Here is a 15,077-nt window from a genome sequence, read left to right on the forward strand (position 1 = left end):
TTCAAAAAGCTGTGAAAAATTCTTTACAGCTTCTGTTTTCCATCTTGTGAGCATATTGGGATGGACTTGATTTTCAGAAGCTATTTCGCTTAAAGTACGCTCTCCACGAAGTACTTCCAGTACTAATCTTGCTTTGAATTCAGAGCTGTAATTTTTTCTCATGTTATTCACCATCCTTAATAAAAATATTATGGAGAACCTAACTAAAAAGCAAGTATTTTTTTGTCTGAATTCTTGGGTCCATTATAATACTCTCGTAGGCAGATTTACAATTACCTCATTATCATCGTCCATTATTTCTGATTTATATAACAAAAGATTTGATATTACCCTGTTCAACATATTTAAATAAAGAAATGAAGCATTATTATCATCTGTTATATTTGAAAAAATTTTTTTATTAACATTCCCTCTTTCTATGTAAAAGGGAATTATTTTATTCCCGCATTTTTTATCTATAAATATACTTTTTAAAACGGCATTTTGAATTTTACCATTTCTTCGCTTACCATGTATTTTATTATAGTAATCATATCCCCCAGCATTTATAAATTGCTTCTCCAAGCCATCAGTCAATGTCTTTATAGACTTTTCATTTTTTATATTTTTACAAATTACACCTCCTATCACTTCTCTTTTAATTTTATCATTATCATTACATTCAAACGAGCCTGCTTCATCTAAAAAAATATAAATCATATATCTTCCCTACCTTTTCTGCCCTATAAATAAAATCTCACTTTTCCCTCATAAATACATCAATCAAACTTTATTCATGTTCCCAGAATTCATCCTCAGTTTCATAATCATCATTCCAGTAGATTCCTTCTGAATAATCAGGTTTTTACCAAAACACACTTTCAGTATTATATGATTTCCCAGTACTTTTCTTTAATCCTTTCTTAAATTGTCCTTCATATTTCAAAATTCCATTGGGATAATATTCTTTCCCATTTTCATAATACACTTCTCCTTCTCCATTTAATTTTCCTTTTTTAAATATTCCTTTCTTACATAATTTCCAATTGTTATAATATATTTTTCTTTTCCTATTCAATTTATTAATTTCAATCATTCTTCTGCCATATAGGTTTCCGTCTTCATCATACAAATCATAAATTTTTTTATGCTTACTATTATCCATACTAAATCTCCATAAATATTAAATTTATTACTAAATTTTTATTCGATTTTTAATATAATTAATAAACATCCTTATACAACCTAAAGGTAACATGCTTGAAAATATGTATTTCACTTATTGAACCATCACTATTACAAAATGACTTATATACTCTCTTTGCAGCAGCATAAAGAGGAATAACTTTATTTTTTATACACCATTGTACCATTACATATATAATTCCATATTCACCCTCCACTAAAGCATAATTTCTTTCCGATTTATTTAAATTGATAAAATTAATTATCTCATCAAGATATCCTTTTGGTATATCACCTTGTGAGGGCACATCTGACCACTTATTCCGAAGTTTACCAGGCAATTCTATAAATTTATCTACATTGAACCTTGACATAGCTTCCTCTTTTTGACTTTCAAGCAGTTTATGTGAAAAAAGTAAAAACATCTTTGTCATTTTATTTATTCTCATCACTTTTCATTAGATTTAACATTTCTTATGATTAAGTATTCTATTTATTTTCTGTTAAATCCTTCATATATGTAGATAATATTACAATTTATTTAAATTAATTTTTCAACCCAAAAAGCTCCTGATAGGATAGAATACATTATTTATAATGTCAGATTTAAGCCATTTTCATAAGTCTTCGATAAGGTTGAACTGCGAATTGTACTGTGGAAGGAATACAAGCCTTAATCGAGGGATAAACTCTAGGAATGGTTGGATAAGTTTTACGTAGTAAATACGAGAATTATCAAAGTTCAAACTGTTCTTTGAATTCTTTTTGCTTTGATTCATCAGTTTTTTAAAGAATAGGTTGACCGGGTAAAACTTAAATTATTCCTGTATAATACTTCAAACATTCCTCTTTGACAGTAGGAAACACCATGAAATTTCATTACCAGCTACCTTATTATCGTAGTGTCCCAGTTTTTTCTTGCGGTAAAACCTTCTTCATCGTGGGTTCTGGTTGTAATTATTTTAATTAGTTATAATTCCTGGTCATTGGTTAGATGACGGGGAACTCTTAAGCTCTTGCCCATAGCCAGATCACTTAACCTGAACAATTTATACTTTTTAACATAAACACCTACAGTTTGAAAAGATATATTATTCATATAAGCAATCTCATTAAGCTTGTATCCTTGAAGATAGTTCAGAATTACCATATATCTTATATACATTCTCTTATTTGTGTTATTTTTTAGTGCCTGGTTGACTTCTTCAAAATCTGATTTTCAACATAATAACTTATTCTATCATGTATCCTATAGTTAGAATTATTATATTCTTATAATTCTACTATTTAGTGAATTTTATTTCAGAATTTATTGGAATGATATTTATATACTTATTACTTTCTATATAATTCCATCTAGTCTAACAGTTTTTTATTTGTATAATATTTATTGAGCTTTTCTCGAAAAAGTGGACACTACAAAGTTAAAATTTCTCTCAATATCGCATAATTACTATTGTTATTGTTTACCATATTATTTTCTCTAAAATCGACTATGATGCCATTAAAATATTAAATTCTTTTCTGAACTGAGATGGTATCTTATAGCCAATTGCCTGATTCTTCTTTTGGTTATTATAGTATATTTCAATATGCCAGAATATATCACATCTTGCTTCTTCCCGTGTTTTATATTCTTTTTGATAGAGCAATTCAGACTTTATGGTGCTGAAAAATATTTCAGCACATGCATTATCATAACAGTTACCTTTATAGCTCATACTGCATATTATTTTATTTGTTTTTAGAAATTTCTCATATTTACTGCTGCAGTATTGTATTCCCTTGTCTGGTGATGTATCAATCCTGGTCCAGGTCTATACCTTTTTACAGCATTTTTAAGTACATTTATACACAGTGATGTCTTTCATATTACTTACTGTTGACCATCCTATTATTTCCTTTGTACATATATCTTTTACAGTTGCAAGATATAACCAACCTTCGTGTGTACTAATATAGCTAATATCAGTTACCCATACAGAATTTGAATTTTCAACTTTAAAATTTTGATTTAAGAGATTTTCAGCCACTGACAGTCTATGATCTGAGTATATAGTTGCCTCGAATTTTCTTTTCCTTATGGAATAAAGTTTATTTTCTTTTTGAATTCTATAAAGTCTCTGCCTGCTGCAGTGTGGAAATTTCTCTCTTACATCACAGAGAAGCTTCTCAAGTCCACAGATCCAACAGTTCTTAAAATAACTGTTTCCTACTATTTTCAGCTTTTATTTTACTCTTTAAAGGCCTATTCCATAAGTAATATCCACTGCGTGACACATTAAATAATTTGCACATCTTTGTAACCGAATGTATGCCACGCTGACTTTTAATAAATTTATAGATTACCTGCGGTTGTCTCCGACAAAGATGATGGCAGCTTTTTTAATATATCAACTGACTTCTCAAGTTCATTGATTTTTTTCTGTTTTTCTCTAAGTTTATGTTCAAGTTCATCTATCTTAGATTTAGAAGGATCTTCTTTCTTCTTTTTGTTATTTAATCAGTTTCTCAAAGTTTGATCATTTATGCCTAAATCATTTGTCGCACTGTTTACAGATCTACCTTCTTCTACTACAAACCTTATAGCATCTGCTCTGAATTCTGTATTATACCTCTTACCATTACCTGACATTTCTTATCTTCTCCATATGATTGTTATAGCTAACTCATATGTATTCATTAATTCGAGTACAGATCAGGGCAATATCCTTACTGGAGTTTCAATTCCTCATAGGTAATCTAAAATCATACGGTCCCATGTTAAACCTAAAATTTCACCCAAACGATTTCAATTCCTCATAGGTAATCTAAAATCTTAGATATGGGAATTGTTCTATAAGAATTTTTGCTTTATTTCAATTCCTCATAGGTAATCTAAAATCTTTACTGCATCAAAATTTATCCTGTGCCCCAGATTGGAATTTCAATTCCTCATAGGTAATCTAAAATCCATTCTGCATCCACATAAGCTACGCCCGTATCATCTAATTTCAATTCCTCATAGGTAATCTAAAATCCTCGCTCTCATCAACTACTGTAAATAATACAACCAAATTTCAATTCCTCATAGGTAATCTAAAATCGGAAATATAAGCATAGGAGATTTATTTTCTACATCTAACATTTCAATTCCTCATAGGTAATCTAAAATCATTCATATTTGTACAAATATGCTGCATAGCAATAAATAATTTCAATTCCTCATAGGTAATCTAAAATCGGATATGGGAGGATTTATAAAGAATTGGATTGGAAGTAATTTCAATTCCTCATAGGTAATCTAAAATCGGGATCTTCTCTGTATAACCTATGGATATTATTTAGATTTCAATTCCTCATAGGTAATCTAAAATCATTCTAGAACTTATAAAAATGCTAGTAAAGAATTGTTATTTCAATTCCTCATAGGTAATCTAAAATCTATTTACAGATGGTTTTTATAATGATATTATAGATAAATTTCAATTCCTCATAGGTAATCTAAAATCTGGGGAGAATGGGAAGATAATTAGAATTTAAGGCACATTTCAATTCCTCATAGGTAATCTAAAATCGTATCATTTATTTTCCTCCCAATAATGAATTAATATATTTCAATTCCTCATAGGTAATCTAAAATCCATCTCTTCTGGTATAAAAAGTATCTTGCAGCATATCAATTTCAATTCCTCATAGGTAATCTAAAATCAGGCAGCTACAGAAAGAGAGCATACAATTGCAGAAACCAAATTTCAATTCCTCATAGGTAATCTAAAATCCGTAAATAAAGATATACTTACAGCATCAGGCTTAGTTAAATTTCAATTCCTCATAGGTAATCTAAAATCTTGGAAGGGATTTTACAAGGCGGGTACAGATTGGAGGATTTCAATTCCTCATAGGTAATCTAAAATCTAGTTTTAACTATTCCGTATCTAGTGTATTAGTGCCTATTTCAATTCCTCATAGGTAATCTAAAATCTTTCTATCTCTCTTTTATCGTTGTATCCTATAGACTATTTCAATTCCTCATAGGTAATCTAAAATCGAATATTTACGTTACCACCATTTATAGTAAGAGAGCTAATTTCAATTCCTCATAGGTAATCTAAAATCTCTTCATGATTTCAATTCCTCCTTAATATCTAATAGGATTTCAATTCCTCATAGGTAATCTAAAATCATTATCCAGTACGTTTATAGATTCAAGCCCATCAAAAATTTCAATTCCTCATAGGTAATCTAAAATCCATTTCTTTCCTTATAGTAGGCGTTTCTAGCCTCTATAATTTCAATTCCTCATAGGTAATCTAAAATCTATAACGTAATTTGTTATAATGTTGTTAACAGAATATATTTCAATTCCTCATAGGTAATCTAAAATCTTCTTCATAATTTTTATAAGGACCATCTCCAAACCAATTTCAATTCCTCATAGGTAATCTAAAATCTTGTTTCACTAGTTCATTTATTTCACATATTTTAAGAATTTCAATTCCTCATAGGTAATCTAAAATCCACATCACCCGAAGTATATATACCAAATATTTTTCGTAATTTCAATTCCTCATAGGTAATCTAAAATCAAAAAAAGCTGTTGGTTGCTTTCAGATGCTATACATAATTTCAATTCCTCATAGGTAATCTAAAATCGGTAGTCTCTCCAATCCATGATGCTGTCGGCTTGAGAGATTTCAATTCCTCATAGGTAATCTAAAATCTTTTTAACATATTATTAAGGTTTTCCCCTATTACAATTTCAATTCCTCATAGGTAATCTAAAATCGTAAGTTTTAATGCCAAGGGTTGGAATGTATATCCAATTTCAATTCCTCATAGGTAATCTAAAATCCTGCAGGCTTAAAAATGTGCAAATAAAATTATGCTTAATTTCAATTCCTCATAGGTAATCTAAAATCTCCTCTAACAGTTCTGGTGCAGTGTATATACTACCTAATTTCAATTCCTCATAGGTAATCTAAAATCCCATCGAGTATAGAATACATCAGCTTGTCCAAAATTGCAATATCCAGGAAAATCTATGGAAGAATTTCAAAAATCAATCTCAGGCCGCAAATTAACTGGAAACATAAAAATTGTCGACCTCCGGTAATTTTTACTCTATTTAGGGTCGACAACATAAAATTTAATACAGATCTAAAACATTTTTTAATTAATCTCATGTTAAGGTTCAGCACTCCCTCATAGCCGATATATCCTGCTGCGCCAAAATTTAAATACATCTCATATTAAGGTTCATCCAGCTTGTCACGTTTACAGTAAATACTAAAAACGAATTTAAATACATCTCATGTTATGGTTCAGCTTTTACTCTTGCTACAAACATCCTTACCTCCCATTATTTAAATACATCTCATGTTATGGTTCAGCATGGAGCCGGAGCAAAATTCCCCAAACCAACAAAAATTTAAATACATCTCATGTTATGGTTCAGCAAAAGATTTAAGGAGAGGAGGAAAGGAAGATGAAATTATTTAAATACATCTCATGTTATGGTTCAGCTTTGTCTGTGGTTCTGTTGCAGGAGCTTGTACACTTATTTAAATACATCTCATGTTATGGTTCAGCGAGTATTCAGCAGTGTATTGAAGAAATGTATGGTGAATTTAAATACATCTCATGTTATGGTTCAGCATATATAGCACCTACATATGTATCACCTCCTCTCGATTTAAATACATCTCATGTTATGGTTCAGCCTGTAGTCTTGATCTCTCAGCAAGCTTCTGGGGCTGATTTAAATACATCTCATGTTATGGTTCAGCCGTAAATTGACAAATACAGGTGTTGGCTTCTTTTCATTTAAATACATCTCATGTTATGGTTCAGCAAGTCAAATCAAGTCAATAACAAGTTTAATCAATGGATTTAAATACATCTCATGTTATGGTTCAGCGAAAAGAATATAAGAAGCTTATTAGGTTTTGGGAACATTTAAATACATCTCATGTTATGGTTCAGCGATCTTTTATAAAAATCCTTCCACATACTATGATCAATTTAAATACATCTCATGTTATGGTTCAGCAACTCCCTATTTTGTAACCTCTGTCCTGTACGTAGCCTAAAATACATCTCATGTTATGGTTCAGCAACAAAGAAAACTGTAAAGGAGATGCCAGATGAACGATTAAATACATCTCATGTTATGGTTCAGCAACGGTCAATTATAATAGCTTGTACTGGTCTGCCATCTAAAATACATCTCATGTTATGGTTCAGCAACTGAAATGAAAGTTATATCTTATCGTGTAGAAAAAGCAAATACATCTCATGTTATGGTTCAGCAACTTATGGCTGGGGACAAGACGAGTATGGCGGAATAATAAATACATCTCATGTTATGGTTCAGCAACTAACGTAAAATAGCCATTCTTTATTTTTATTATATGCCTTAAAGCAGCATAAATAAAGAATTTCTCTGAAAATTTTCCAGACATTTTTAGTTTTCTGGAATAACTATGAAAAAAGCAGCATAAAACGTTGTAAGTCAACGATTTTTGCTGTTTTTATTTATAAATTAGGTTGGAAAATAAGTCTACAATATTTTGCAGAATAATTGTGCAAAAACATAAAAAACTTAATGTACAGTAACTTACTTACATTCTGTTCACATTTCATTCATAGTCTCAAGGAATAGCCTACCATTAATAGCTTATTTCTTTATCTCTATGCATCCAAATCCTTGAGAATTTTTGGACCCTATGCCCGCATTATAAGCTATATCCATAAGTTCTTTTGAGCCTTCAATTAAAAATTCTCCATCCCACCCCTTTATAACATAATCCTTGTAAATAACTACTCTTTCCTTTAGTTTTTTTATGTTAAGAGGGCTTATGGAAAGATCATCTTTTACAGGCAGCTTGTCATAATAAGCTTCATACTTATATATTAAATTTCTTCTTATAAGCTCACTAAATTCACGTTCTAGAGGATTATAATAATAAGTTTTATTTCCGGCATAATTTTTGAAAGTACTGTACATGACTATTGGAGACTTTGTATAAACTTCCTCTCTCTCAGAAATCTTATTATTTACTGTCTCAATTGAATTCACCCTCACTATATTGCTGCCAAACTTAAAATTATCCTTTTCTATAACATTTAATGCCAGATAACTCAAGAACTTATTTTCCAAAGATGAAATAGTAAAATGTGCATTGTCAAAAAAATCTATAGTTTTTCTTTCCCTGTTTATATTAAATTTCCCATATATTTTAGAAAACGTAAACAGCTTGTACTTCCTTTTTCCCACCTTATATCCACAGTCATGTATAAATTTTTGATAATTCTTATCTCCAAGCCAGTTTAATATAACTGCCTGGAGTATGTTATTGTAATGTATAGGCAGGCTTAACTTTTCTTTAAATCCTAAATTTATATTTAACCTCATACTCTTTCAACTCCAATTATTAAATCATATTTTAAAGCTCTCTTATGAAATAAACCTAATGTTTATTACCCGCATCCCCAATATGTCCATCAATTCAAGTATAGCTCACTATGCTAAATATAATCAAATAAAAGATTCAACTTATAATCATATTAGCAGCAGAAGTGTACTATTCAAGCTTTTATTCAATTATTGGCTCCATCTTTCCAATAACACAGCTATATTTTTTATCATATCATGTCCTTCTTCTTTATTTAAATGACTGCCTATCATGCAAAAGCTTAAAGTACATACTCCTGAATACGTAGAAACAGCCAGCTGAAATTGTGGAACTCTTCTGAAGCTCCCTGTTAACATACAATGTAAAATTGCATTGTCTTCAAAATAAAATTGCTGGTCGAGAATGCCAAAATTAGTATAGGAAACCGGCTGAACATGGTAATGATTCGAAATTATCCAGCGGACAAGAAAAATAGGAAGTTTGTGATAAATTGACTGCAGCTTTGGAATTGACTGCAAAAATGTCTTTCTGTCCTTTAAATCTATTATATGATTGTGAATTTTCCGAGCAATAGTAAAAATATCATCATTGTTTTCAACTGAAATTATCAATCCATATTCTCCCGTCAAATTGGCAATACGCGGTGATTGAGAAGTAAAAAATTGCCTCAAATCAATTGGACATGGAAGCGATATTTTTGTCAATCCTGTTTTTCTTGATAAAGTAATAATATATGCAGCCATAATTACATCATTAATAGTTAGGCAATATTCTTTAGCTTTTTGGTGGATTTTTAAAAATTTATCTCTTGATATCTCAATGTAATCAATGAATTTCTTCAAAATAGGATCTTCATTTGTAAATGGTACAGTCAAAATATTATCAGGCAGATCCATCTTTGATTTATATTCTCTATTATTGCCGAGCAGTGTTTTTACAATAGATTCACTTGAACGCTGGTTATGAAAATTCGAGATTAATTTTTTATGGTTATAATTATTAGCCAGTAAATAAAGAAATTCTTTAAAACCCGAACCATCTGTGAATATATGACTCATCACTATGTAAATCATAGGTTCCGGTATATTTTTTATAAAAATTTTAAGCTGGGTATCTCTAAGAAAATCAATTGGCTGCTGCAGAGGATCATCATTTTCTCCCAATTGGACAACTACTGTGTGCTTCAATTTTGATGAATAAACCCATCGATTTTTTGCAGGTTGATAATAACATAAGATTTCGGGAATTTGCACACTTGTAAGTTCAACAGCTTTCTTAAGACGGTTGACATTAACAGGTGAAGATAATTTTATCATACAGGAAATGATAGGGTACATCTCTTTAAATGCTACTGTATGTAACATATCCATTGGTTCACCTTTATAATAATGCCGTTTTCTCATATAAGTTCCCTTCAAACATTTTATTTTTTCTCATAGGTAATCTAAAATCGGCTTAGGATGTGCATATGCAGTTTATTCAACACGATTTCAATTCCTCATAGGTAATCTAAAAACTATTATTACGTTATGCCTAGAGAACTATATGAACAGGATTTCAATTCCTTATAAATAGAAATGAGGTGTATATAATATGTGGCACATTCTATAAATGGGGCAAATGTATGATTTTCAACCCCGGTTTGTCGGTAATGTGTGCCAATAAAATATAACTGGGGGTGGTGTTTGTCCCCGATTTGTCCCCAACCATATAAAATAGACATAATTCGGAGGAGATGCAGAGATGTGTCTCCTCTTTTAGTTTAAATACATCTCATGTTGAGGTTCAACTTTGGTCAAGTAAGAACCTTAACCTTATTTAAAAACAACATTTGTTGCAGTTCATGAATTTATTATAGCATATTTTTAAAAATATTTTAAAGAATCTTCTAAAAACTATTGGCACGCTCTCCAACGTTCGTTATAATATAATTGTAGGGAGGGAAGGAAATGAATGCAAGGGAGGTAATAAAAATTCTAAAGGCGGATAGATGGATTGAGAAAAACAAAAAAGGTTCGCATAGACATTTCATTCACCCGACAAAGAAAGGAAAAGTTCAAGTACCAGACCATGGACATAAGGATTTGAAAGAAACAACATTGAAGTCAATATTCAAGCAGGCGGGGTTAAAATAAAGCCCTCACCACTTGAAGATTCAAATAAATAGTAAATCAATAAGGAAGTGAATAACATGGATAAATATATGTTCCCGGCAGTGTTTCAACCTTGTGAAGAAGGTGGATATTCTATATACTTCCCGGACTTGCCTGGCTGTATTAGCGAGGGCGACACCCTGGAGGAGGCTCTTGCAATGGCGAAGGACGGCTTAGAATTGTTTCTCTGGAATATGGAGGATGACAAGGAGGAAATACCAGAGCCAACGCCGCCGGAGAAAATAAAAATTGAAGATGGAAATTTTGTTGTTCCTATAATTGCAGATATGAAGCTTGCGAGGGCTCAGATGAACAACAAAACTGTAAACACCAACGTGACAATGCCGCAGTGGCTAAAGTATAAAGCTGAGGAAAATAAAATTAATTTTTCCCAGTTACTACAGGAAGCAATAAAGCAGAAGCTAAACATCTAATGTATTCCCTGCCCTACTCTGGGTGGGGAATTTTTTTTAAAAGAATAAGATACGCCACGTAAAACTCCATGGCCTGCGTCATACAAGTGCTACGTATCTCCTGGAACATGGTGCCACCGTAAAATCTATCCAGGAAAGACTTGGACACTCAAGCGAAAAAGTTACAGAAGACACGTATCTGCGTGTTACGAAGAAAATGGAAAACAAAGTTGTTCAGGAATTCGACCAGTTCAAGGACATATTTGAAGGTAAATAATTTTGTCCCCAATTTGTCACCAGCCGGGCATATGCAAGATTCCTACATGCCCACAATGCAAGTAATATCAACACTTCTAGAAAAAAGTATTTTTGATATTACTACTCCTCATAGGTAATCTAAAAACATGGGTTAGAAATAGGCGAAAACTTGCAAATGGTAGCTATTTCAATTCCTCATAGGTAATCTAAAAACTACATCTCTGGCAAAAGGATTGACTGAAATCCAAGAATTTCAATTCCTCATAGGTAATCTAAAAACTTCTTTGAACCTTTCTGCATCACTATTGCCATCACTATTTCAATTCCTCATAGGTAATCTAAAAACAGTTATTGACAAAGGAACAATAGATGCATATACTAAATTTCAATTCCTCATAGGTAATCTAAAAACCATATAAGCAAATAAGCCTTTTCACTGGAATACCAAATTTCAATTCCTCATAGGTAATCTAAAAACCTGTTAGGTCAATTACATTTCTTTGAAGTACTTTTATTTCAATTCCTCATAGGTAATCTAAAAACACCAACTCTCTCTGTAAAAGAACAGGAAAAGTTAGAATTTCAATTCCTCATAGGTAATCTAAAAACTGCTATACCTTATATCAAATCATCATATTGTCTTTTATTTCAATTCCTCATAGGTAATCTAAAAACGACATTTTCCAGCATTTTAATATTTATTTTTTGGAATTTCAATTCCTCATAGGTAATCTAAAAACCATTTAGCCTCCTACTTAATGTAGCCTGGGATATATCCAATTTCAATTCCTCATAGGTAATCTAAAAACCGCCTGCACAACAGTACACAGCGTTTGAAACTGCGGATTTCAATTCCTCATAGGTAATCTAAAAACTGTTTTTAAGTTGATAAGGCTTCTCTGTAAATCTTAATTTCAATTCCTCATAGGTAATCTAAAAACTCCCATATGGTTCATCTGTTATCACCGCATCTACTTATTTCAATTCCTCATAGGTAATCTAAAAACTATTGTTATTGTGGAGGAGGATGATGGATATAAGTTTGATTTCAATTCCTCATAGGTAATCTAAAAACATGCCGAAAGATTGATTGCCATGTACAACAAAATTAATTTCAATTCCTCATAGGTAATCTAAAAACCAGGACGAGAAATATTGAAAATACTTTATTATTCAGATTTCAATTCCTCATAGGTAATCTAAAAACGAAGGCAGCGGTACCGTCAAAATGACGAAAATAACCAGATTTCAATTCCTCATAGGTAATCTAAAAACTCAGGCCTTTTAGTATCTACTGCGCATACCCAACAATATTTCAATTCCTCATAGGTAATCTAAAAACGAAAAAATACAGAAGTAAAAGCTCCTAATGACAGTAATTTCAATTCCTCATAGGTAATCTAAAAACAGTTATTAAAAGCCTAGAAAAACAATACAGAGGTCAATTTCAATTCCTCATAGGTAATCTAAAAACTAAAAAATTAAATAAATCTCAAAACGCAATATCGTATTTCAATTCCTCATAGGTAATCTAAAAACCTTGCATCTATATTAAAGCTTTCAACTATGTTTTCAATATTTCAATTCCTCATAGGTAATCTAAAAACTATCCTCCTTGTTGTAAGCTCCTCTATCTATATCCAATTTCAATTCCTCATAGGTAATCTAAAAACCAAGATAACTTAATTATAATTAATTGCTATAAAAAATATTTCAATTCCTCATAGGTAATCTAAAAACGAAAATATCAATTAGTTTTACAGAATTTAAAAAAGGGAATTTCAATTCCTCATAGGTAATCTAAAAACAATTCTGTTTTTCCATAATTCACTGTCTATTGCATCATTTCAATTCCTCATAGGTAATCTAAAAACGACAGCTTAATAATAAAGATAAAATTTACTTATATATATTTCAATTCCTCATAGGTAATCTAAAAACGGGAAAATAGAAGGACTAGAAAGTGCAATGCTAATATATTTCAATTCCTCATAGGTAATCTAAAAACAGCTCCAACATGTTTATATCCATCTTTATTTTTCTTATTTCAATTCCTCATAGGTAATCTAAAAACTAAGTTAAAATAATGGGGGAATATTATGAATTCAAAATTTCAATTCCTCATAGGTAATCTAAAAACTGCAGCAACAGCTAAAGAAAGTATTGAACTAGCAAGATTTCAATTCCTCATAGGTAATCTAAAAACAGAAAACATTAGAAAATGAACCAGAGGAATTTATTACATTTCAATTCCTCATAGGTAATCTAAAAACTTGAATGTAACCTAATAGAAAGAACTACAAAACATGAATTTCAATTCCTCATAGGTAATCTAAAAACTTATATAGTGTTTATAGAGGTGGTTGAGCTTATGAATTTCAATTCCTCATAGGTAATCTAAAAACTTAAATTCTGTGGTATGTGGCTCTCTTTTTTTATTTATTTCAATTCCTCATAGGTAATCTAAAAACGATTTGATAAAGGTGATATAGAGGGTTGGGAAATATATTTCAATTCCTCATAGGTAATCTAAAAACTAGAACAGATATGTAAAGATTTAGGAGTTAAATATAAATTTCAATTCCTCATAGGTAATCTAAAAACTGAGATACAGTGTTGAACTTTTTCATTGCACCTAAATTTCAATTCCTCATAGGTAATCTAAAAACCAGCTTTTTTTACTCCATTTATGGCATCTCTTACTTTATTTCAATTCCTCATAGGTAATCTAAAAACTTGCTTGAGAAGGATACTCTTTAGGCTGTTTTCCGATTTCAATTCCTCATAGGTAATCTAAAAACTAAAAACCCCTTCCATATAGAGCTTGATAATATAGTATTTCAATTCCTCATAGGTAATCTAAAAACTTAAGGCAAGCCGATACACTCGTATATAGAAATAAATTTCAATTCCTCATAGGTAATCTAAAAACCAATCAAACAAAGCATACATCAGCTTGTACAAAATTGCAATATCTAAGAAAATTTTTGGAAGAATTTCAAAAACCAATCTCAAGTCGCAAGTTAACTGGAAACATAAAAATTGTCGACCCCCGGTGATTTTTACTCTATTCAGGGTTGACAACAAAAGTTACCTCAAGTGATTCTTAGGTTCAGATGGAGTTTGCTAATAAGGAATACTTTCCTCCACCTGAACCTTATTAACAGTATTGTTAGTGCCTTTAGCACTTAGAATACGTTATCCTTTAGTGGAAGAACCCAGGTGCGTAGCAGTGCTTATCTCCCACTTTGAGAAGCTGGAGAGTATTAGCAAATGGTAGCGTTCGGATAAAAACAAGCCTCAGTTAAATTTTTAATACAATTATACAAGTTCAAAATCCCGCTGTAAATAAGGATCATCAATCAACTGGGAAATCAACTGACGGCCAGTTCTGTCATATACCTTTAAAAACAGGCGGTAAATTTTTAAATCCCTTGGTGGTCAAAGCAAGATATACAGCTCCCACTATAAGCCATATGAAGCCAACCTTCAAGGTCAGGTGAGATAAATGACACGGAAAAAGCATGAACCCATCTCTTTCCAAAATTCTCTTGCAAGAATTTTTTAAAAAATGCCTTTGCAGCATTTATATATAAGATATGCCTTATTTTCCCTGAAATGTACTCTGGTATTACTGTGAAATGGTGTAAGAAGCAGCCAGAGCCTAGATCTTTACTCCTTTAAAAGAGGAC

General features: G+C 31.2%; 11 protein-coding genes, 2 pseudogenes and 2 CRISPR repeat arrays. Of the genes and pseudogenes, 4 read left to right on the forward strand and 9 right to left on the reverse strand.

Annotated features, from left to right (window positions below; translation table 11 throughout):
- From LN736_RS19270 to LN736_RS17880, 7 genes and pseudogenes are all read right to left on the reverse strand, one after another.
- A partial coding sequence (locus tag LN736_RS19270) for a transposase (RefSeq protein ID WP_407647206.1) occupies window positions 1-174 on the reverse strand: 174 nt, incomplete at its 3' end.
- Between the two features lie 69 nt (window positions 175-243).
- Window positions 244-699 carry a hypothetical protein gene (locus LN736_RS17860; RefSeq protein WP_229982131.1) on the reverse strand — a complete coding sequence of 152 codons (456 nt, stop codon included), beginning with the start codon at window positions 697-699 and terminating at the stop codon, window positions 244-246.
- A gap of 145 nt (window positions 700-844) precedes the next feature.
- Window positions 845-1,144 carry a toxin-antitoxin system YwqK family antitoxin gene (locus tag LN736_RS17865; protein ID WP_229982132.1) on the reverse strand — a complete coding sequence of 100 codons (300 nt, stop codon included), beginning with the start codon at window positions 1,142-1,144 and terminating at the stop codon, window positions 845-847.
- A 58-nt stretch (window positions 1,145-1,202) separates the two neighbouring features.
- On the reverse strand, window positions 1,203-1,598 hold the full coding sequence (csx20, locus tag LN736_RS17870; RefSeq protein WP_229982133.1) for a CRISPR-associated protein Csx20: 396 nt from the start codon (window positions 1,596-1,598) through the stop codon (window positions 1,203-1,205).
- Window positions 1,599-1,784: 186 nt separating this feature from the next.
- Window positions 1,785-1,901, reverse strand: a pseudogene (locus tag LN736_RS19275) (IS630-like element ISBs2 family transposase); the annotation flags it as partial.
- Window positions 1,902-2,134: 233 nt separating this feature from the next.
- Complete coding sequence (locus LN736_RS17875) at window positions 2,135-2,329, reverse strand: terminase gpP N-terminus-related DNA-binding protein (RefSeq protein ID WP_326839100.1); 195 nt, start codon at window positions 2,327-2,329, stop codon at window positions 2,135-2,137.
- 328 nt (window positions 2,330-2,657) lie between these two features.
- Window positions 2,658-3,799: pseudogene (locus LN736_RS17880) on the reverse strand (IS3 family transposase).
- Window positions 3,800-3,884: 85 nt separating this feature from the next.
- Window positions 3,885-6,132: direct repeats of the CRISPR family, unit length 30 nt; unit sequence ATTTCAATTCCTCATAGGTAATCTAAAATC.
- Between the two features lie 499 nt (window positions 6,133-6,631).
- On the opposite strand from LN736_RS17880, the gene LN736_RS19280 reads away from it, so the two are divergent.
- Window positions 6,632-6,937: a hypothetical protein gene (locus LN736_RS19280; protein ID WP_407647204.1), complete on the forward strand. Its 306-nt coding sequence runs from the start codon at window positions 6,632-6,634 to the stop codon at window positions 6,935-6,937.
- 885 nt (window positions 6,938-7,822) lie between these two features.
- Here LN736_RS19280 and cas6 read toward each other — a convergent pair.
- Together cas6 and LN736_RS17890 are read right to left on the reverse strand one after the other, a co-directional pair.
- Window positions 7,823-8,560 (reverse strand): CRISPR-associated endoribonuclease Cas6, encoded by a 738-nt coding sequence (cas6, locus tag LN736_RS17885; RefSeq protein ID WP_229982135.1) that lies wholly within the window; start codon window positions 8,558-8,560, stop codon window positions 7,823-7,825.
- Window positions 8,561-8,749: 189 nt separating this feature from the next.
- On the reverse strand, window positions 8,750-9,964 hold the full coding sequence (locus tag LN736_RS17890) for a hypothetical protein (RefSeq protein WP_229982136.1): 1,215 nt from the start codon (window positions 9,962-9,964) through the stop codon (window positions 8,750-8,752).
- A gap of 546 nt (window positions 9,965-10,510) precedes the next feature.
- On the opposite strand from LN736_RS17890, the gene LN736_RS17895 reads away from it, so the two are divergent.
- Genes LN736_RS17895 through LN736_RS17905 form a run of 3 tightly spaced genes read left to right on the forward strand, consistent with a single transcriptional unit; the run spans window position 10,511 to window position 11,404 of the window.
- The gene (locus LN736_RS17895) at window positions 10,511-10,696 is read left to right on the forward strand and encodes a type II toxin-antitoxin system HicA family toxin (protein ID WP_229982137.1); all 186 of its coding nucleotides are present in this window, start codon (window positions 10,511-10,513) and stop codon (window positions 10,694-10,696) included.
- A 56-nt stretch (window positions 10,697-10,752) separates the two neighbouring features.
- Window positions 10,753-11,148, forward strand: a complete 396-nt coding sequence (locus LN736_RS17900) for a type II toxin-antitoxin system HicB family antitoxin (RefSeq protein ID WP_150357930.1) — start codon at window positions 10,753-10,755, stop codon at window positions 11,146-11,148.
- Between the two features lie 49 nt (window positions 11,149-11,197).
- A complete protein-coding gene (locus LN736_RS17905; protein ID WP_326839101.1) occupies window positions 11,198-11,404 on the forward strand; it encodes a tyrosine-type recombinase/integrase in 207 nt (68 codons plus the stop codon).
- 97 nt (window positions 11,405-11,501) lie between these two features.
- Window positions 11,502-14,317: a CRISPR direct-repeat array (repeat unit 30 nt; unit sequence ATTTCAATTCCTCATAGGTAATCTAAAAAC).
- Window positions 14,318-15,077 lie beyond the last annotated feature (760 nt).

Origin of the sequence: Clostridium aromativorans, assembly GCF_020908015.1 — a bacterium.
GTDB classification, from domain to species: Bacteria; Bacillota; Clostridia; order Clostridiales; family Clostridiaceae; genus Clostridium_B; species Clostridium_B aromativorans.

Excerpts from the sequence above, each read along its gene's own strand:
- LN736_RS17860 (WP_229982131.1), bottom strand. The coding sequence starts at position 699 with ATGATTTATATTTTTTTAGATGAAGCAGGCTCGTTTGAATGTAATGAT.
- LN736_RS17865 (WP_229982132.1), bottom strand. The coding sequence starts at position 1,144 with ATGGATAATAGTAAGCATAAAAAAATTTATGATTTGTATGATGAAGAC.
- csx20 (WP_229982133.1), bottom strand. The coding sequence starts at position 1,598 with ATGACAAAGATGTTTTTACTTTTTTCACATAAACTGCTTGAAAGTCAA.
- LN736_RS17875 (WP_326839100.1), bottom strand. The coding sequence starts at position 2,329 with ATGTATATAAGATATATGGTAATTCTGAACTATCTTCAAGGATACAAG.
- LN736_RS19280 (WP_407647204.1), top strand. The coding sequence starts at position 6,632 with ATGAAATTATTTAAATACATCTCATGTTATGGTTCAGCTTTGTCTGTG.
- cas6 (WP_229982135.1), bottom strand. The coding sequence starts at position 8,560 with ATGAGGTTAAATATAAATTTAGGATTTAAAGAAAAGTTAAGCCTGCCT.
- LN736_RS17890 (WP_229982136.1), bottom strand. The coding sequence starts at position 9,964 with ATGAGAAAACGGCATTATTATAAAGGTGAACCAATGGATATGTTACAT.
- LN736_RS17895 (WP_229982137.1), top strand. The coding sequence starts at position 10,511 with ATGAATGCAAGGGAGGTAATAAAAATTCTAAAGGCGGATAGATGGATT.
- LN736_RS17900 (WP_150357930.1), top strand. The coding sequence starts at position 10,753 with ATGGATAAATATATGTTCCCGGCAGTGTTTCAACCTTGTGAAGAAGGT.